The 18921-nt window shown below is 64.5% G+C and carries 17 protein-coding genes and 1 pseudogene; 9 read left to right on the top strand and 9 right to left on the bottom strand.

The window, feature by feature from the left end; genetic code table 11:
* Positions 1 to 191: 191 nt before the first annotated feature.
* The 4 genes from A7A08_RS03405 to A7A08_RS03390 all read left to right on the top strand — a co-directional run bounded on the left by A7A08_RS03405 (position 192) and on the right by A7A08_RS03390 (position 2929).
* Entirely contained in the window at positions 192 to 515 is a 324-nt protein-coding gene (locus A7A08_RS03405; protein WP_069094087.1) for a DUF1476 domain-containing protein, read from the top strand.
* Between the two features lie 65 nt (positions 516 to 580).
* Positions 581 to 1339: an HpcH/HpaI aldolase family protein gene (locus tag A7A08_RS03400; RefSeq protein WP_069094086.1), complete on the top strand. Its 759-nt coding sequence runs from the start codon at positions 581 to 583 to the stop codon at positions 1337 to 1339.
* A gap of 130 nt (positions 1340 to 1469) precedes the next feature.
* The gene (locus A7A08_RS03395) at positions 1470 to 1961 is read left to right on the top strand and encodes an SH3 domain-containing protein (protein WP_169822908.1); all 492 of its coding nucleotides are present in this window, start codon (positions 1470 to 1472) and stop codon (positions 1959 to 1961) included.
* Between the two features lie 89 nt (positions 1962 to 2050).
* Positions 2051 to 2929 (top strand): SH3 domain-containing protein, encoded by an 879-nt coding sequence (locus tag A7A08_RS03390; protein ID WP_069094084.1) that lies wholly within the window; start codon positions 2051 to 2053, stop codon positions 2927 to 2929.
* A gap of 41 nt (positions 2930 to 2970) precedes the next feature.
* Here A7A08_RS03390 and purB read toward each other — a convergent pair whose 3' ends face one another.
* Both purB and A7A08_RS03380 read right to left on the bottom strand, forming a co-directional pair.
* Positions 2971 to 4266, bottom strand: a complete 1296-nt coding sequence (gene purB / locus A7A08_RS03385) for an adenylosuccinate lyase (protein ID WP_069094083.1) — start codon at positions 4264 to 4266, stop codon at positions 2971 to 2973.
* Between the two features lie 124 nt (positions 4267 to 4390).
* Positions 4391 to 4879, bottom strand: coding sequence for a hypothetical protein (locus tag A7A08_RS03380; protein WP_069094082.1), 489 nt, complete (start codon positions 4877 to 4879; stop codon positions 4391 to 4393).
* Between the two features lie 135 nt (positions 4880 to 5014).
* On the opposite strand from A7A08_RS03380, the gene A7A08_RS03375 reads away from it, so the two are divergent.
* On the top strand, positions 5015 to 5233 hold the full coding sequence (locus tag A7A08_RS03375) for a hypothetical protein (RefSeq protein ID WP_069094081.1): 219 nt from the start codon (positions 5015 to 5017) through the stop codon (positions 5231 to 5233).
* A gap of 73 nt (positions 5234 to 5306) precedes the next feature.
* Here A7A08_RS03375 and A7A08_RS03365 read toward each other — a convergent pair.
* The 7 genes and pseudogenes from A7A08_RS03365 to A7A08_RS03335 form a co-directional block, all read right to left on the bottom strand.
* Positions 5307 to 6541, bottom strand: a pseudogene (locus tag A7A08_RS03365) (branched-chain amino acid ABC transporter substrate-binding protein).
* 101 nt (positions 6542 to 6642) lie between these two features.
* Positions 6643 to 6981: a DUF6867 family protein gene (locus A7A08_RS03360; RefSeq protein ID WP_069094078.1), complete on the bottom strand. Its 339-nt coding sequence runs from the start codon at positions 6979 to 6981 to the stop codon at positions 6643 to 6645.
* Positions 6978 to 7742, bottom strand: coding sequence for an ABC transporter ATP-binding protein (locus tag A7A08_RS03355; protein WP_069094077.1), 765 nt, complete (start codon positions 7740 to 7742; stop codon positions 6978 to 6980). Before A7A08_RS03355 ends, A7A08_RS03360 begins: the two co-directional genes overlap by 4 nt.
* The gene (locus A7A08_RS03350; protein WP_069094076.1) at positions 7739 to 8587 is read right to left on the bottom strand and encodes an ABC transporter ATP-binding protein; all 849 of its coding nucleotides are present in this window, start codon (positions 8585 to 8587) and stop codon (positions 7739 to 7741) included. Before A7A08_RS03350 ends, A7A08_RS03355 begins: the two co-directional genes overlap by 4 nt.
* Positions 8584 to 9975, bottom strand: coding sequence for a high-affinity branched-chain amino acid ABC transporter permease LivM (gene livM / locus A7A08_RS03345; protein ID WP_069094075.1), 1392 nt, complete (start codon positions 9973 to 9975; stop codon positions 8584 to 8586). The genes A7A08_RS03350 and livM overlap by 4 nt, the downstream gene beginning before the upstream one ends.
* A 2-nt stretch (positions 9976 to 9977) precedes the next feature.
* A complete protein-coding gene (locus A7A08_RS03340; protein ID WP_069094074.1) occupies positions 9978 to 10892 on the bottom strand; it encodes an ABC transporter permease subunit in 915 nt (304 codons plus the stop codon).
* 174 nt (positions 10893 to 11066) lie between these two features.
* A complete protein-coding gene (locus A7A08_RS03335; protein WP_069094073.1) occupies positions 11067 to 11309 on the bottom strand; it encodes a CDGSH iron-sulfur domain-containing protein in 243 nt (80 codons plus the stop codon).
* 345 nt (positions 11310 to 11654) lie between these two features.
* Here A7A08_RS03335 and A7A08_RS03330 point away from each other — a divergent pair, with 345 nt between their 5' ends.
* The 4 genes from A7A08_RS03330 (at position 11655) to A7A08_RS03315 (ending at position 18884) form a co-directional block, all read left to right on the top strand.
* Complete coding sequence (locus A7A08_RS03330; protein WP_083226404.1) at positions 11655 to 14159, top strand: acyl-CoA dehydrogenase; 2505 nt, start codon at positions 11655 to 11657, stop codon at positions 14157 to 14159.
* On the top strand, positions 14156 to 16168 hold the full coding sequence (locus tag A7A08_RS03325) for a 3-hydroxyacyl-CoA dehydrogenase NAD-binding domain-containing protein (RefSeq protein ID WP_069094072.1): 2013 nt from the start codon (positions 14156 to 14158) through the stop codon (positions 16166 to 16168). The genes A7A08_RS03330 and A7A08_RS03325 overlap by 4 nt, the downstream gene beginning before the upstream one ends.
* A 9-nt stretch (positions 16169 to 16177) precedes the next feature.
* Positions 16178 to 17605: an acetyl-CoA C-acetyltransferase gene (locus A7A08_RS03320; RefSeq protein ID WP_069094071.1), complete on the top strand. Its 1428-nt coding sequence runs from the start codon at positions 16178 to 16180 to the stop codon at positions 17603 to 17605.
* A 133-nt stretch (positions 17606 to 17738) separates the two neighbouring features.
* Positions 17739 to 18884 (top strand): DUF2147 domain-containing protein, encoded by a 1146-nt coding sequence (locus tag A7A08_RS03315; protein ID WP_169822907.1) that lies wholly within the window; start codon positions 17739 to 17741, stop codon positions 18882 to 18884.
* Positions 18885 to 18921 lie beyond the last annotated feature (37 nt).

Genomic DNA, 18921 nt, shown 5'->3' with positions numbered 1-18921 from the left:
GCGAAATTGTGGTTCGGAGCTTATCCGATGGCAAATGCGCACACAACGATTAGGCCCCGCGACCGATTTGCGGCCCTTTGTTGATTTAGGAACGCCGGAGGGCTATGTCTCCCCCGCAAAAATTTGCGGATTTTCGGTATGTTTTACGGCGGCGGACGTGAAGAACCGCCATTTTGGAGGATTGCGGCGCAATGGCCAGCTTTGACGATCGCGAAAAGAGCTTCGAAAAGAAATTCGCTCATGACGAGGAGCTGAAATTCAAGGCCACGGCGCGCCGCAACAAGCTGCTCGGCTTGTGGGCCGCGGAGAAGATGGGCCTCGCCGGAGACGACGCCCAGAACTACGCCCGAGAGGTGGTGAAGGCCGATTTCGACGAGCCGGGCGAGGAGGACGTCTTCCGCAAGGTCCGCGGCGATTTCGACGCTAAGAATATCGAGCAGTCCGATCATCAGATCCGCCGCCAGATGCAGGACCTTCTGGCCGAAGCGATTACCCAGATCGAGAGCGAAAGCTAGATGGCTGCCGCCGGCCGAACCGATCTCTGGCCGGCAGCGAGGCCGCTTTCCGTCGCGGGGGCCTCATGAGCGAGGACCGTTTCAGGGAAGCCGCGAAGGCCGGACGCCCGCTCTACAATGCGTGGCTCACCCTCGGCTCGCCCTTCGCCATTGAACTGATCGCCAAGGCCGGCTGGGATTGCGTCACCATCGACCAGCAGCATGGCATCGGCGGCCATTCGGAGCTGGTCGCATGCCTCACGGCGGCGAGGGCGGCGCGACTGCCTGCCATGGTCCGCATCGCCGAGAACGACAAGGCTCTCATCGGCAGAGCCCTCGATGCCGGGGCTCAAGGGGTGGTCTGCCCCCTTATCGAGTCCGCCGACGACGCGGCCCGCTTCATCCGCGCGGTGAAATATCCGCCTCGCGGCATCCGGAGTTGGGGCCCGTATCGCGCACGGCTGGAATTCGAAGGCGACTACTTCTCCGCCGCCAATGGCTGGACTATCGCCTGTGCCCAGATCGAGACGGCGGGCGCCATGGACTCCCTCGACGAAATCCTCGCCCTGGACGGGCTGGATATGGTCTGCCTGGGCCCCAACGATCTTTCCGTCGCCCTGACCGGCGAGCTGAACATTCGGGCGCCGGAGGTCATCGAGGCGATGGCTCACGTTCTCAGGAAGGCCAAGGAGCGGGGCGTTATCGCTCTCATTTTCGCCAACGATATCGACTTTGCACGCCCGGCCGTCGAGGCGGGTTGGGACGTGGTGGCCATCGGCACCGACGCCTCGTGGCTCGCGAGCACGGCCGCGGAAATCCGGCGTTCCATCGACCGGAAGCCGTAAAGCGTCCAAAGGCCGCTAGCCGAAAGCGGCCATTCCGGTGCATCATGGCGCCGATCAGAGGAACAGAATCGCGGATGCCGTCCGCGGCGCAAGGAGAGGCAGGAGCGGGACCATGGGGAGCAGGAAGACCTTGAGCACGAATAAGCTTGCGCGGCTCGCCGCGGTGCTTGCCGTCGCTTCCGTTTCCGGCCTGTTCGCTGCCGCGGCCGAAGCGCGCCAGGCTCAGACCACCGCCGACCTCAATCTCCGCACCGGTCCCGGCACCCAGTACGCGATCATCGCTACCATGCCTGCCGGCAGCCGGATCGATATCGGCGACTGCGCCGACGGTTGGTGCGCCGTGGACTGGCGCGGTCAGGACGGCTACGCCAGCATGGTTGGCCTCACGGGCGGTCCTGTCGGGCCGGCGCCCGAGGTCATCGTGATCGATCCGCCATATCCCTATCGGGCCGGTCATTACCGCTCCACCAATGTCTATCGGGAGTTGCCGCCCTACGCGGCGGTGCCGCCGCGCTTTTATCCGCGCCGCTTTATCTTGAGTCCGCGGGAGCGCAACCGCTATCGCTACCGGCCCCATATCTTCGGTCCGGCGGGGGATGCGGAAGCCGGCTACATGAAGTAGGCGCGCCGCCTTAATTCCTTTGAAATCAAGCGTTACGCCGTCCGTATAGAACGTCCGGTCCAGCCGAGGCCGGGCGGGAGGACAAACTCATGCGAGCCATCGCCGCGTTTTTCGTGGCCGCCGCCCTGGCGGCTCTGCCCATCACCGCTTCCGCCGCGCCCGCGGTGGTCACCGTCAACCTGAATGTTCGCACCGCGCCCACCACGGGCTCGCCGATCATCAATAATCTGCCGGCGGGCACCACCATCGACGCCACGAACTGCAGCTTCGGCTGGTGCGAAGCCGCGGGCGGCTTCGTCGCCGACATGTATCTGGATTTCGACGCGGTAGGCTATGGCGGGTATGGCTCCTCGCCGGGTTACGGGTATTCCCCGGGCTACGGAGATTACTCCGGCTACGATTATGGGCCCGGCTATGTGCCCTACGACCCGTACCCGCTGGTGCGGCCGTACTCGACCTACCGCTATTACGGCGGCTATGGCGGATATGATCGCTACGACGGGTATCGCGGGCGCGACTGGCACGATCACGACCGGCACTACGACCACGGGCGCTACGACCGATACGACCGGTATGATCGCGACCGGTATCACGGCGGTGGAAGCTACGGCCGTTATGACAATGACCGGGACCGCCACAGGAGCGGCAGCCGTGACGACGATCGGCACAGATCGTCCGGCAACAGGTCTTCGAGCAACAAGTCTTCCAATAAGAAGCCGTCTCAGAAAAAGGGGACCAATCCTGCGGCCCTACAGGGAAGGGCGGCTGCCGAGGGCCGCGCAAGCCCGCCCAAGCGCCCACCGGCGAATAAGCCGTCTGCGAACAAGAAACCGGCTCAGAAGAACAATACCAAGGCGCGCGAAGGCAGGGCGGCCGCCGAGGGGCGTGCAAAACCGCCAAAGCCTGCTCAGGGCCAGGGAAAGCGCGACGGAAACAATCCGATTCCCGGCGCTCGCCCCGCACGCTAAAGCCGCGTGTCGAGCCGGATCGGTTCGGGGCTTAGGCGCTCTTACGCCCCGAACACCCGCTCGAAGATCGTGTCCACATGCTTGGTGTGGTAGCCGAGGTCGAACTGGGCGCGGATCTGCTCTTCGGTCAGCGCGCCCGTCACGTCCGGATCCTCAAGGAGCTCGGTCAGGAAATCGGCGTCGCCTTCCCAGACCTTCATGGCATTCCGCTGCACCAGCCGGTAGGCGTCCTCGCGCGAGACGCCGGCATTGGTCAGTGCCAACAGCACGCGCTGTGAGTGAATGAGACCGCCGAGCTTGTCCATGTTGGACTGCATACGCTCCGGATAGACCACGAGACCGTCAATCACGCCGGTGAGGCGGTGGAGAGCGAAATCCAGCGCGATGGTCGCGTCGGGTCCGATCACCCGCTCGACGGAGGAGTGGGAGATATCCCGCTCATGCCATAGCGCCACGTTCTCCAGCGCCGGCATGGCATAGCCGCGCACCAGTCGGGCGAGCCCCGTCAGATTCTCCGACAGCACCGGATTGCGCTTATGAGGCATGGCCGATGAACCTTTCTGGCCGGATCCGAACCGCTCCTCCGCTTCCAGCACCTCGGTGCGCTGCAGATGCCGGATCTCGGTGGCGACCCGCTCCACGGAGCCGGCGATCACGGCGAGCGTTGCGAAGAACGCCGCATGACGGTCGCGGGGAATCACCTGAGTGGAGATCGGCTCGGGCTTCAGGCCGAGATGCTTGGCCACCGCCACCTCGATTCGCGGATCGGGATGGGCGAAGGTGCCGACCGCGCCGGAAATCGCGCAGGTCGCGACCTCTTCGCGGGCCGCTTCCAGCCGCTGCTTGTTGCGGTCGAACTCCGCATAGGCGAAGGCGAGCTTCAGACCGAACGTGGTCGGCTCGGCATGGATGCCGTGGCTCCGCCCGACGGTGACCGTATTCTTGTGCTCGTAGGCGCGCTTCTTCAGCGCTTCCAACAGCTTGTCGAGATCGGCGAGCAGGATGTCCGCGGCCTGCACCAACTGCAGGTTCAGGCAGGTATCGAGCACGTCCGACGAGGTCATGCCCTGATGCAGGAAGCGCGCCTCAGGACCCACATGCTCCGACACCGAGGTGAGGAAGGCGATCACGTCGTGCTTCACCTCCGCCTCGATCTCGTCGATCCGCTCGATGTCGAAATCGCCCTTCGCCCGCACGGCTTCGGCGGCCTCCTTCGGGATCAGTCCCAGATCCGCCATGGCTTCGGCGGCGGCGGTTTCGATTTCGAGCCAGATGCGGAACCGGTTCTCCGGCTCCCAGATGCGCGTCATCTCGGGACGGCTGTAACGAGGAATCATATGAAGACCTGAATGAAGGTGAGCGGTCTGCGCCGGTCACGTCGCTTGAAATTCGAGCCTTCGTCTAGCAGAGCCGCGCCCAGGCCTCAATTCAACAGAGCCGCGATTGGAGCAAGGCGCTCGCTTACGCCGCGGACGGCTCTCTCGGACCGAACAGGGCGAGATAGATGCCCGCGGCGACCACCAGCACGAGATAGGCCGGCAGGTTCTGTCCCAGCAGGAAGAGCACGAAGGTGTAGAAGTCGTTGATCGAAGCGAAATAGAGCCCGGTGAACGACCAATCCTGCTGGTTCGGATAGGTCACGTGGGTCCAGATCACCCGCAGCAGACCGCCGAAGCTGAAGAACGCCACGACGAAGATGAACAGCGCGAAGACGAAGCGGACCAGAAAGCCGCGCATGGCCGCGAACCGCTGCGCCCACCAGGCGAGCAGGGCGGCCAGCGCGCCGGAGAATCCGGCGATGCGCACGGTCACCTGGGTGATCTCGCTCATGATGTTCTGAGACTGCAGGTAGTCGCCCACAAGGATCGCTTGCATGGAGATGCCCATCACCATGGCGAACAGAATCGCCAGGATGAACCCGATAACCGTGTTGACCGTGATGGTGCCCATGCTCGTCGCCCCCGCGTCAGCCCTGGGGGGACTATGCAAGCGATTGAACGAGGCCGCAATGCCGCTCCTCATCCGCTTGCCCAACGGGTCGCTTTATGCTCCGATCCGCATCTTCGTAAGGGAGGCTTGAAGCGTATGGCATTCGACGATCTGCAGGCGGAAATCGCAAATCTGATCAACCAGATGGAAGATCAGCCGGAAGACCGGCACGAGCTTTATGAGCAGATCCGCGAGCGCCTGAACGAGATGCGGGCCTACGGCATGCCGCTGCCCGAGGATCTCGTGGCGCTAGAGAAGGCTCTTGAGGCCGAGTTCATGGCCGCCAAGGAAGCCGCGCCTCCCAAGAAAAGCTGATCTTAGCGAGAAAAGCTGATCTCAGAGCCGATCCTGAGATTCGAACGCTGACGGCCCGGACAGGGGGCCGGCGCTATTCCACCGGCTCGTTCTCCTCGCCGCCAGGCCGTTCGGCTTCCACCGGATGGACGTCGGGAGTTTCGGTGTTGGCCGGCCCCGGCTCTGCGACCTTCTCGCCGCTCTTCGAGTCGATCTCGGCGTATTTCCCGTCTTCCCAGCGATAGACCGCATAGGGCGGCAGGTTCGGGTCACCCTTCGCGTCGAAGCGGAACTTGCCGATCACCGTGTCGAACGGCGTGTCGTTCATCGCCTTTGTCACCTCGATGGATGACGTCGTGCCGGCCTTCTCGGCCGCCTTCGCCCAGGCTTGGATCGCCGCGTAGGTGTAGAGGACGTAGCCTCTGGCTCGACGCCCTTGGCCTCGAACCGGGCCACCACGTCCTTGGCCTCGGGGTTGTTGCGGGGGTCGGGCGAGAATGTCATGAGCGTGCCTTCGCCCGCATCGCCTGTAATGGACCAATACTCCTGGCTCACCAGGGCATCGCCGCCCATCAGCACCGTATCGAGGCCCTGATCGCGCATCTGACGGGTGATCAGCCCGGCTTCGGTGTGATAACCGCCCAGAAACACGAGATCGATATTGTTGCGCTTCAGCTTGGAGACGAGCGCCGAATAGTCCTTCTCGTTGGCGGTGATCGCCTCGTAGAGCTTCTCTTGAAGCCCCGCCTCATTCATCGCCTTTTTGGTCTGGTCGGCGAGACCCTTCCCGTAGGCGGTCTTGTCGTGGACGATCGCGATATTCTTTCCGGCGAAATGATCGGCGATATAGTGGCCGGCCACGGCGCCCTGCTGATCGTCGCGGCCGCAGACCCGGTAGATATTGGGTCCCGCCCGATCGTCGGTGAGGCTGGGATTCGTGGAGGCTGGCGAGATCATCACGAGATCCGCGTCGCCATAGATCTGCGCCGCCGGAATGGAAGAACCCGAACAGAAATGCCCCACCACCAGGGGGACGCGATTGCCGACCATCTGGCCCGCCACGGCCACCGCCTGCTTGGGATCGCAGGCGTCGTCGCCGTAATCGGCGGCGAGCTTCTTGCCCAGAACGCCGCCCGCCTTGTTGATGTCGGCGATGGCGAGCTCCGCGCCTTGCTTCATCTGCTCGCCGAAGGAAGCGTATTGCAGGGTGAGGGGGCCGACCACGCCGATGGTGGTCGTTTCCCCGTCAGCGCCGTCTCCGCAGCCCGCCAGGCCGGCGAACACGCCGAACGCGGCGGCAACCGCCGTGAAGCTCCAAAAACGTCGCATATCATCCCTCCAAGCGCTTCGACCGAAGGGTCTTCGGCCAAGTTGAGCCGCACTCTAGCGCAAATCCGGCCGCCGCCAACGGGCCGAGGGGCGTTGCCGCCCTAGCGGTCTCGCCAGCTCAGGGGACCGGAACGCGCGTAAAGCCACGGATATTGCGTCACCATTTGTGTCGTTCGTGTGAGCCGGTACGCCAAGCCGGCGATGGCGAGCAGCACGACATAGGCGACAAGATAGTAATAGGCGGAGAGCAGCTCTCCATCGAACAGGGCGTAGTGGAAGAACCGGACCGCACCGGCCAGCAGCAGCATATAGGCGGCGACCTTCCAGAAGGGCCGCCAGCCGAGCGCCAGGCTCCTTGCCGCGAGATAGGCGGCTCCGCCACCGATCGCGACCGTCAGCACGAAGAAGACGAGGGCGCCGTCATCGGAGAGCCAGATCATGCCTTGGCTCCTTTCTTCGCCTCGTCCGCCGACGGCGACGACGCGCCGCCTTCGAGATAGGAGCGGCGCACCTCGTCGCTCTCCAGAAGCTCCGTTCCGCTGCCCGAGAGCGTGATGCGGCCATTCACCATCACATAGCCGCAGGAGGCGAGCTTCAGCGCGTGGTAGGCGTTCTGCTCCACCAGCAGGACGGTGAGGCCCTCTTCGTTGAGCGCCTTGATGGCGGCGAAGATCTGCCGCGTGATCAGCGGAGCGAGGCCCAGCGACGGCTCGTCGAGAAGGAGCAGCCGCGGCTGTCCCATAAGCGCCCGAGCGATCGCCAGCATCTGCTGCTCGCCGCCCGAAAGCGTGCCCGCCCGCTGGTCTTTGCGCGTTGCAAGCACCGGGAATAGCTCGAACACATGGCCGAGGTCGTCCTCGTAGCGCTCCTTATCCGGTGCGATCAGGGTGCCCATCTGCAGATTCTCAAGCACCGTCATGCGCGGGAAGATGCGCCGTCCCTCCGGCGATTGGGCGATCCGCTCCAGTGCCACCGCGTGGGCGGGCAGGTCGGTGATGTCCCGGCCCTCGAACAGGATGCGGCCCGCCGAAGGCTTCGGATTGCCGAAGATCGACATCATCAGCGTGGTCTTGCCGGCGCCGTTTGCCCCGATGATGGCGGCGATCTCGCCCTCCTTCACCGACAGGTCGATGCCGTGCAGCACGGGAAGGTGGCCGTAGCCTGCGACCAGTCCGGAGATTTCGAGCAGCGCCTTGCTCACGCGCCCACCTCCTTCTCCACGTTGGCCACTTCTTCGTCCGGCACGCCGAGATAGGCGGCGATCACGTGTTCGTCGTTCTGAACCTTGGAGGGCGGCCCGTCGGCGATGACGCTGCCGTGGTCGAGCACGATCACATGGTCGGAGATGCGCATCACCACGCTCATATCGTGCTCGATCAGCAAGATAGCGGTGTTTCCTTCTGCGCAGATCGAACGCAGCAGCCCGTTCAGCTCCTCGCTCTCCCGCGCATTCAGACCGGCCGCCGGCTCGTCGAGGCAGAGCAGCTCCGGCCGGGTGCACATGGCCCGAGCGATCTCAAGCCGGCGCTGATCGCCGTAAGGAAGATCGCCCGCGGCTTGATCGGCCCGCGCGGTCAGCCCGACCCGCTCCAGCCAGTGGATGGCGAAGGACAGCGCTTCGGCTTCCGCTTGCCGATAGGCGGCAAGCCCGATCAGCGAACCAAGCGCCCGCGCCGGCCCCTTCGTCAGCATCTGGTGTTGCGCGACCATCAAATTCTCCAGCACCGTCATGCCGGGGAAGAGACGGATATTCTGAAAGGTGCGCGCCACGCCGGCCTTGGCGTTGATCACATGGTCGTCCATGCGCTCCAGAAGGTAGCGCTGACCCGAAACCTGGGTGAGGGTGATCATGCCCTCCGTCGGCTTGTAGAACCCGGTGATGCAATTGAAGACCGTGGTCTTGCCGGCGCCGTTCGGACCGATCAGGGCGGTGATCTCACTCCTGCGCGCCTCGAAGGAGACGTCGTCCACGGCCACCAGCCCCCCGAAGCGCATGGTGAGATGCTCCACCTGGAGCACCGGCGTATCGGCGCCACGCGCGCTCATCCGCTTCCCTCGCTTACGAGGTCCTTGGAGATCGAGCCCGCATCCTTATTCAGTGTCACGGTCGGCTGCCGGGTGGAAACCAGCCCCCGCGGCCGCCACACCATGATGGCGACCATGGCGAGCCCGAAGAACAGCATCCGGTAGAGCGTCGGATCGAAGCCGGTACCGAAGACCAGCTGCAGGCTGTCCGTGTGGCGGAGCGCCTCGAAGCCGCCGATCATCACCACCGCCGCGATGGCCACCCCCAGCTGAGAGCCCATGCCGCCCAGCACGACGATGGACAGAATGATGGCGGATTCGATGAAGGTGAACGATTCCGGGCTGATGAAGCTCTGCCTTGCAGCGAAGAACGAACCCGCGAACCCGCCGAACAGCGCGCCTGTCGCGAAGGCGGAAAGCTTGGTCGTGGTGGTGTTCATGCCCAGCGACCGGCAGGCGATCTCGTCTTCCCGCAGCGCCTCCCAGGCGCGTCCGATCGGCAGCCGGCGGAGTCGCAAGGTGACGGCATTGGTGATCAGCGCCATCACCAGGATGATGTAGTAGAGCCAGATGCTGCCGTAGATCGCGTCGTAGGGCAGGCCGAAGAACTGGTGAAACGTGTTGTCGCCCCGGAAGGCGAACTCCAGCCCGAAGAAGCTTGGCTCCGGGATGTTGGAGATGCCGTTCGGACCGCCGGTCAGCTCCGTCCAGTTCTGGATCACGATCCGAATGATCTCGCCGAAGGCCAGCGTCACGATGGCGAGGTAGTCGCCCCGGAGCCGGAGCACGGGGAATCCGAGAACGATGCCCCAGAACGCGGCGAGGATGCCCGCCAGCGGCAGGCACATCCAGAAGCTCCAGCCGAAGGTCGTGGCGAGGATCGCGAAGGTGTAGGCGCCGACCGCGTAGAAGGCGACGTAGCCGAGGTCCAGAAGGCCGGCGAGCCCCACAACGATGTTTAGTCCCCAGCCGAGCATCACATAGGTGAGCACCAGGATGGAGAGATCGATCAGGTAGAGCAGGGGCAGGTTCGCCCCGAAGACTTTATTGAGCACGAGCCCCAGCAGCGGGAAGACCGCGGCGAAACCGATGAGGACAAGCCCCACCCGGTAGATGTCGCGCGGCGCGCGGTCCTTCGCATCCTTGGCTGTGCGGCTGAAGAAGGGCAGCGGGGGAAACCGCCAGTCCCGATCCCACCAGAACAGGTTGAGGGCGAGGCGGCCGAAGAAGACGATCCCGACGACGACGGCAAGCAGGACGGGCCGCGGCTGCAGAGTGAGGCCATAGACCCCGTCCACCGTCCGCACGCCCAGAACCAGACAGAACAGCAGAAACGCGATGCCGGCGGCAATGGCCGCATCCCAGAGGGCCGGCAGGAGACGAGGCTTTTCGCGTACCGCCGGCTCCAAGACTATACCTTCTCGACTTCCGGGCGGCCGAGCAGGCCGGAGGGGAAGAAGATCAGCACCAGCGCCAGCATGGAGAAGGCGGCCACGTCTTTATATTCGATGGTGAAATAGGCGGACCAGAAGGTCTCGATCAGACCGATGATCAGCCCGCCCAGCATGGCGCCCGGCAAGGACCCGATTCCGCCGAGGACGGCTGCCGTGAAGGCTTTGATCCCGACGATGAACCCGATGAAGAAATCGATCACACCGTAATAGAGCAGATAGAGCAGGCCGGCGACGGCCGCGAGCGCCGCCCCCATGACGAAGGTGAGTGAGATGGTGCGGTCGACATTCACCCCGCAAAGCGCCGCCATCATCCGGTCCTGCTCGCAGGCGCGAAGCGAACGGCCCAGAGACGTGCGGTCGATGATGAGCCAGAACACCGCCATCAGCACGATGGTGGTGACCACGATCAGGATCTGAATGTTGGAAAGGGTGACGGCGAAATTGTCGCCTGCGAACATCTCAAACCGGCCGGTGATGACCGGCTGCAGCGGCTTCACCCGCGCGCCCTGCGCCACCTGCATGAAGTTCTGCAGCGCGATCGACATGCCGATGGCGGTGATCAGCGGGGCGAGGCGGAAGGAACTCCGCAACGGCCGGTAGGCGACCCGCTCGATGGTCCAGCCCCATGCGGAGGTGAGCAGCATGGCCACCACCAGCACCAGGATCAGCGCCAGCGGCACGAAGGTGACGCCCACCGCCATGAGGCCGAGAAAGCTGATCAGCGCGATGAAGGCGCCCACCATGAACACGTCGCCATGGGCGAAGTTGATCATGCCGATGATCCCGTAGACCATCGTGTAGCCGATCGCGATGAGCCCATAGATGGAGCCGAGCGCGATCCCGTTGATCAGCTGCTGTAAGAAATATTCCATCCGCCGTCCGTGTTTGCCTCCGCTCCCCCAAAACGGGAAGGCCAAGGGCGACGCAAAATTTGTTGTCCAGTTGGGTATTTAGCAGAACGGATTACGCGCCCGATGGCAAGAGGAGAGAAAAATCCCCCGCTTGCCCGTGAAAAACCGGAAATCCTCGCCATCCAAGAGCTGGCTTCAGAAGAGCATCAGATGCGAGCCGTCGCAGTAGGGCGGGTCGCCCGTGTCCTTGCAGCCGCAGAGCAGCGCCGTCTCGGTGCGCTCGGCGGTGAACAGCAGGGGCTCGATTCCCGTGCCGGCATGCTTGCCGTCGCAGAAGGGCTGCTTTTCGCTCCGTCCGCAGCGGCACCACGCATAGCGCTTACCCTCCTCAAGCTCGACCTGATAGGGGCTGAGCTGAGGGCGTTCCGGTTCTTCCATATCTCTCCCGCTTTGGCCTTATTCGTTTCCCAGAGGCGTTGAAACGCTAGTCAATTCCCGGCGGGCGTTCAAGGAACGGCGAAGCTTGGCCGTGCGGATAGATCGAGGCGCCCATCGGCGCCAAAACGGCACGCGCGTTAATCGCCGGTTAGAGGTTTTCAAGCAAAGCTTAACCATAAAGCTCGGTCAGCGCGCTTCGCAGCCCCCGAGTCCCGGCGTCTGAACCATCTTCGAAAGCCCGGGTTAGCAAGAAAACAGGAGATTTGTCGTCAAGCCGTGTCACTGTGTATGCTCTCTTCCGGGCTGGGTGGTGCGGAATTTGACACGTCTTCTTGAGAGGATCTGATGCTGCCCGGCTTACTCATGTTCTTTATCGGCCTCGCCGGACTGTTCGCGCTCGCGATGTACCGCGCGCCGCTGATCGCCTGGGCGGCCGCCGTCGCGGGCTACACCCTGGCTCTCCAGCTGGGCCTGGGCGAGGGGACGCTGCACCCGCCCGTCTTTCCATGGTGGGCCTGGGCCGGCTGGGCCTTTGCTGGTCTCCTTTTCGCCCTCACATTCGATCCTGTGCGCCGGTCGCTGATTGCCGAACCGGCCTATAAGGCACTCCGCCGCGCGCTCCCGAAAATCTCCGAGACCGAACGCGAGGCTCTCGAAGCCGGTACCACCGGCTGGGACGCGGAGCTGTTCTCCGGCACACCCGACTGGGACCGCCTGCGCGATCTGCCCGGCGTGACGCTGACGGCGGAAGAGCGCGCCTTTCTCGACGGCCCCACGGAAGAGCTTTGCCGCCGCATCGACGACTGGCAAATCCGCCGCGAGCTTTGCGACCTGCCGGAGGACATCTGGCGCTTCATCGCCGAGCAGGGCTTCTTCGGCATGCTCATCTCGAAGGAGCATGGCGGTCTCGGGTTCTCGCCCCAGGCTCAGTCCCTGGTCATCGGCAAGATCTCGTCCCGCAGCGCCGACGCAGGCGTCATTGTTATGGTTCCGAACTCGCTCGGCCCCGGCGAGCTGGTCGAGAAGTTCGGCACCGACGAGCAGAAATCCCATTACCTGCCGCGCCTCGCTAGGGGTGAGGAGCTGCCGTGCTTCGCGCTCACCGGCCCGTTCTCCGGCTCCGACGCCGCCGCCATGCGCGATGTGGGCGTGGTGACCATGGGCGAGCATGAGGGCCGCGAGACCCTCGGCATCCGGGTCACCTGGAACAAGCGCTACATCACGCTCGCTCCGAAGGCGACGCTGCTCGGTCTCGCCTTCCGCCTCGAGGATCCCGAGAACCTGCTGGGCAAGGGCACCGATGTCGGCATCACCTTGGGGCTCATTCCGACAAGACATCCGGGCGTGGAGATCGGCCGCCGTCATGCGCCGACCGGTTGCGCCTTCCCGAACGGACCCACAAGCGGCAAGGACGTCTTCATTCCTATCGACTGGGTGATCGGCGGGGCGGAGGGCGCCGGCCGCGGCTGGCCCATGCTCATGAGCTGCCTCGCTGCCGGGCGCTCCATCTCGCTGCCCGCCGTGAGCGCCGCAGCCGCCAAGTCCATGCTTCGCCACACGACCGCCTATGCGCGCGTGCGGCGCCAGTTCGGCCTGCCCATCGGCTATATGGAAGGCATCGAAGCGCCGCTCGCCGAGCTCACCGAGACCGCTTATACCCTCGAGGCCGCCCGCGGCGTGACCGCCGCGATGGTCTCCCAGGGCCAGAAGCCCGCAGTGATCTCCGCGCTTTTGAAATACGCCTCCACCGAGCGCATGCGCAAAGCGCTGGAAGCCGCAATGGACATCCACGGGGGCAGGGGCATTTGCGACGGTCCGACCAACTATCTGCAGAGCGCCTATCAGATGATGCCTATCGGCATCACGGTTGAGGGCGCCAACATCCTGACCCGCACCCTGATCGTCTTCGCCCAGGGCTCGATCCGCGCCCACCCCTATCTCCTGACCGAGATCGAGGCGGTGCAGGACGACGATCGCAAGGCGGGCTTCCGCCGCTTCGAGACGGCGTTCAACCGGCATATCTCTTTCATGCTGAGCAACGTCTTCGGCGCGGCCTTCCACAACGTGACCTTCGGCGTCTTTGCCGATTCGCCGGAAGATGCGGGCCTGACCAAGCGCTGGTACCGCCAGCTCGCCCGCGGCACGCGCTCCTTCGCGCTCGTTGCCGACATGGCGGCGGCGTTGCTCGGCGGCGGGCTGAAGAAGCACCAGCGCACCTCCGGCCGGCTCGCCGATGCCCTGACCGAGCTCTACATGCTGTCCTGCCTCATCAAGCGCTACGAGGAGGACGGCTACCAGCCGGAAGATCTGCCGCTATTCGAATACGCGGCCACCGCCTCGCTCCAGCGGTTCGACGCCGCCCTTGACGCGGCTCTTTCCGACTTCCCCGTGCCGATAGCCGGCCCCATCCTGCGCCAGCTGGTCTTCCCATTCGGATTTCGCCGCAGAGCCCCGAGTGATGCCGATGCAAAGGAGATCGTACGCGCCGTCCTGCAGCCCGGCCGTTTGCGCGACCGCATCACGGCGAACGTGTTCCAGACCGACGATCCGGTCTATCCGACGGGGCTTCTGGAGAAGGCGTTCCTGTCTGTGGTCGCCAATGAGGCCGCCGAGCGCCGCCTGGAATCCGCGATCCGTAAGGGCGAGATCATGCGGAACTACGAGACCGACTGGATAGGCGATGCGGAATCCAAGGGCATCGTGACGCCCGACGAAGCCGGGCGCCTGCGTGAGACCGAGGACCTCGTGGCGCGCGCCATCGCCGTCGACCACTTCGAGGCGGACGCCCTTTCGCCGGCGGCTCGCCATCCCGATTCCCAGAATTCGACCCACCAATACGCTGCCGAATGAGCATGATCCACGACAAGACTCCGCTGCCGGACCTCAAGGACTGGCGCTTCTCCATCGATGTCGAGGACATCGCCTGGGCCGTCTTCGACCGGGTAGACGAGAGCGTGAATTCCCTTGGCCGCAGGCCTTTGGAAGAACTCGACGCCATCGTCGCCAAGGTCGAGGAGCTCTCGGGCCAGGGCGCTGTCCAGGGCCTCGTGCTCATGAGCGGGAAGGACAACTTCATCGCCGGCGCCGACATTCGCGAGTTCGAATCCTTCGACACCGAGGAGAAGGTGAAAGAGGTGCTCGCCCCGCCCTTGGAGCTGCTCGACCGTATCGAGAAGCTCCGGGTTCCGGTGGTCGCGGCCATCCATGGCTATTGCCTCGGCGGCGGGCTCGAGCTCGTGCTGGCCTGTGATTGGCGCATTGCCGACCGGGAGGAGGGCACGCGCATCGGTTTTCCCGAGGTGAAGCTCGGCATCTTCCCCGGACTGAACGGCACCATCCGCTCGATCCGTCAGGCCGGCCCGCTGAATGCCATGACGGCCATGCTGACGGCAAAGTTCTACCGCCCGTCTGCGGCGCGGGCCATCGGCCTGGTCGATCAGCTCGTCCCGACCCGGCACGGTCTGCGCTGGGCCGCCCGCAAGGCGGTGTTGAAGAAGCGCCATTCGAAGGGCGCCTCCTGGTGGCAGCGGCTCATGCAGCTCGGACCCGTGCGGAGCTATCTCGCCGGTCAGATGCGCAAGCAGACCAAGGCGAAGGTCCGCGAGGATCATTATCCCGCGCCGTTCCGGCTCATTGATCTGTTCGAAGAGCATGGTGGCGACCTGAAGGACATGAAGCGCGAGGAGACCATCGCCTTCGCCCCCCTCATGGTGAGCGACACCTCCCGCAACCTCCGCCGCGTCTTCAAGCTCTCCGAGATGCTCAAGGCCGAAGCGCCCAAGCAGGAGAAGGGGATGAACGCGTTCCGCCCCCTTCGCGTCCACGTCATCGGCGCCGGTACCATGGGCGCCGACATCGCCGCTTGGTGCGTCGTCTCCGGCATGCAGGCATCCTTGCAGGATCTGAGCGAGGAGCAGCTTGAGAAGGGCATCGCCCGCGGGCAGAAGCTGTTCAAGAAGCGCCTTCGCGGCAAGCGCGATCAGGACGCCGCCAAGGCCCGCCTGATCGCCGACCCCCAAGGCATCCATCTGCCGCGGGCCGACGTGGTCATCGAGGCCATCGTCGAGAAGCTCGATGTGAAGCAGGGGCTCTTCAAGAGCATCGAAGGCAAGTTGAAGTCCGGCGCCGTGCTCGCCACCAACACCTCGTCCCTGAAGCTTGAGGATATCGCCGAAGGGCTAACCGATCCGGGCCGGCTCGTCGGTCTCCACTTCTTCAATCCCGTGCCCCAGCTCCCTCTGGTCGAAGTCGTGCGCGGCGAGCAGAGCCGGGAGGAGGAAGTTCGCAAGGCCTGCCTCTTCGTCACCGCCATCAACAAGATGCCGCTCATCGTGCGCAGCGTTCCGGGCTTCCTCGTGAACCGGGTGCTGGCGCCGTACATGATGGAATCCGTCGCTCAGTTCGAAAGCGGCCAGCCCCGCGAGAAGATCGATCAGGCCGCCGAGAAGTTCGGCATGCCCATGGGTCCGCTGGAGCTGATGGATATGGTCGGCCTCGATATCTGCGACCATGTCGGCAAGACTCTTGGGCTGGCGCCGGAGAGCGACAACACGCTCTCGCGGCTGGTGAAGGAGGGCAAGCTCGGCAAGAAGACCGGCGAGGGGTTCTATGTCTGGAAGGACGGCAAGCCCCAGCGTGAAGAAGCCGAATACGAGCCTGAGGAGCTGGACCGTCTCGCGGCAGAGCTGATGAAGCCGTTGCTCGACGAGGCGGAGCGCGCCCGCGACGAGCACGTGGTGGAGAACGGCGATCTCGTTGATGCAGGGGTGATCTTCGGCACCGGCTTCGCCCCGTTCCGCGGCGGGCCGCTGCATTATCGCGAAACACAGAACGCGCAGAAGAGCGCCGTCGCGGCGTAGGGGGCGATCATGGACCAGACCAACACGCAGCAGGGCTTGCGCAAAGTCGCCGTCGTCGGCGGCAGCCGCATCCCGTTCTGCCGCTCTCATACGGCCTATGCGGAGCTCACCAATCTCGACATGCTGGGCGCCGCGCTGAACGGGCTGGTGGACCGTTTCGCGCTCCACGGTCTCCATGTCGGCGAGGTCGTCGGCGGCGCCGTCGTCACCCACGCCAAGGACTGGAACCTCGCCCGCGAAGCCGTGATCGGCAGCGCGCTCTCGCCCACGACCCCCGCCGTCACCATGATGCAGGCCTGCGGGACCAGTCTTCAGGCCGCGATGAGCCTCGCCGGCAAGATCGCGACAGGTCAGATCGAATCGGGAATCGCCATCGGCTCGGACACGACCAGCGATGCGCCCATCGTTTTCCACCGGAAATTTGCCCAACGCCTGATCGGCCTCTCCAGGGCCAGATCCTTCGGCGCCAAGCTCGGCGTCTTCAAAGGGTTCAGCCCCGCCGAGCTCACCCCGCAGCCCCCCAACACAGCCGAGCCGCGCACCGGCCTGACCATGGGCGAGCATGCCGAGCTGATGGCCAAGCGCTGGGGCATCACGCGCGAGGCTCAGGATCTCCTGGCCTACGAAAGCCATAAGAAGGCGGCCGCGGCGTACGACGAAGGCTTCATGGACGATCTCGTCGTGCCATGCGCCGGTGTGTTCCGGGACAACAATATCCGCGATGATATCTCGCTGGAGAAGATCGCCGAGCTGAAGCCCGTCTTCGACAAGGCCCATGGCACCATCACGGCAGCGAATGCCACGCCGCTGACAGACGGCGCCTCGACCGTCCTCCTCGCCTCGGAGGAATGGGCCGCCGAACACGACCTGCCGGTCCTCGCCTACCTGTCCACCGCCCGCACCACGGCGATAGATTTCGTTGCTGGCGAAGGACTTTTGATGGCGCCGACGGTCGCCGTGAGCGAATTGCTGGAAAGCAATGGTCTCGCCCTGCAGGATTTCGACTATTACGAGATCCACGAGGCCTTCGCCGCACAGGTTCTTGCCACCTTGGCCGCCTGGGAGTCGGAAGACTATTGCCGCGAGCGCCTCGGCCGCGCCGCGCCCCTGGGCGCCATCGATCGCGCAAAACTCAACGTAAAGGGCTCCAGTATCGCCTTTGGTCATCCTTTCGCCGCAACTGGAGGGCGTATTTTACCGGTCTTGGCCAAGCTCCTGAACGAAGGCGGCGGCCAGCGAGGATTGATCTCCGTCTGCACCGCAGGCGGAATGGGGGTTGCGGCGATCGTCGAGGGGGTTCCTGCCGATCGTTCGCTTCAAGCATCGCAGCCCGGAAGAGAGGCGGAACCGGAGATGTCCGGAACGGAAGGTCTCGAGCCTGTCTCGGCCCCTGCAGAAAGCGAGGGGGTAGACTCCACGGCGGGGTCGCCTTCATGATGGCTACCGCAGGGCACGAAAAACGTTTACCATTTAGAAAGACCCGGAAACCGGGCATTAGGAATACAGGGGGTACTGTGTTGTGGGGCTGGCACATATGCACGCTTGCCGCGCCCATTTCGAGGAGGTGCTTATGCAGCATCGATATGTAGCGACCACCCTGGGACTTTTCGCGCTCGGCTGGCTTGGGCTGGCAGGGGAGGCGTATGCGGCCTCGCCCGTCGGTTACTGGCTCAAGGAAGACGGCGCCGCCAAGCTCCAGATCAGTCAATGCGGGCGCAACCAGCTTTGCAGCAAGATCGTATGGTTGCGCGATCCCCTTAACGACAAGGGGCAGCCGTTGCACGATGCGCGGAACGAGAATCCGTCTTTGCGCAATCGCACGATTATCGGCCTCCCGATCTTCCAGGGTCTGGTGCCCGCGAGCGCCAATACCTGGAAAGGCCAGATCTACAATCCCGAGGATGGCGGCACCTACAAGGCCACGCTCACCCTCGCCAGCTCGAATCAGATCATCCTGAAGGGCTGCATGGCTATGTTCCTGTGCGGGCAGAAGACCTGGACACGGACCGAGTTCAATGCGGAGCCGGAAGAGCCCAAGCAGATCGAGGTCAAGGAAGAGACCGAAGAGCCGGCTCAGCCGGAGCAGGTCGTCGCCGCGGCCGAAGAGCCTGAAGCCAAGGCCGAGGCGCCGCGGCCCATGCAGGCCAGTCTCGGCGGCATGCCGTCCGGACTGACGTCTTCTCGGTCCACCGAGACCGCTCAGGTCAAGGCTCGGGAGCTCGATCCCGCCATGCCGCCTGCCCATCGCGATGCGACGGCCGGCTATGGCTTCGTCCTGACCACCGCGAGCCCGGAAGCGGCTCCTGAGCTTGGCACGGCCAGCCCGTCCAGGATGTATCTCATGAGCCCGAACCCTCGGCCTATCGAGGTGAAGGCGGCTTCGGCCGAACCGACCGGATCCATCGCAACCCGTCAGACGGCGACTGCCTATAACGAGACGGGTCAGCAAACGGCTTCGGCTTCGGGCCCGACCATGTCCCAGGCGGCTACGGCCGACGCGACGGGCATGGCGGCCATCGAATCGGAAGAGACCGTGCCGATGCCGAACCAGCGGCCTCCGGAAATCGACGCCTATGCGGAGGCGGATGCCTTGGCCAACCAGGATCACCTGTCCTGGCGTGACCGGCGCCGTCTGCGCAAGCTGCGCCGTGAGCTTCCCTGGCTTGGCGGCCAGGAGGCATCGACCCAGGGCGCGGCCTACCAGGCCTACCGCTAGACGGCTCGACCGTCTGACTGAACGCAGCCTCCGCCGC

The sequence above is a fragment of the Methyloligella halotolerans genome, assembly GCF_001708935.1.
Lineage (GTDB): Bacteria > Pseudomonadota > Alphaproteobacteria > Rhizobiales > Methyloligellaceae > Methyloligella > Methyloligella halotolerans.
This window is presented reverse-complemented; position numbering and strand designations above follow the sequence as displayed.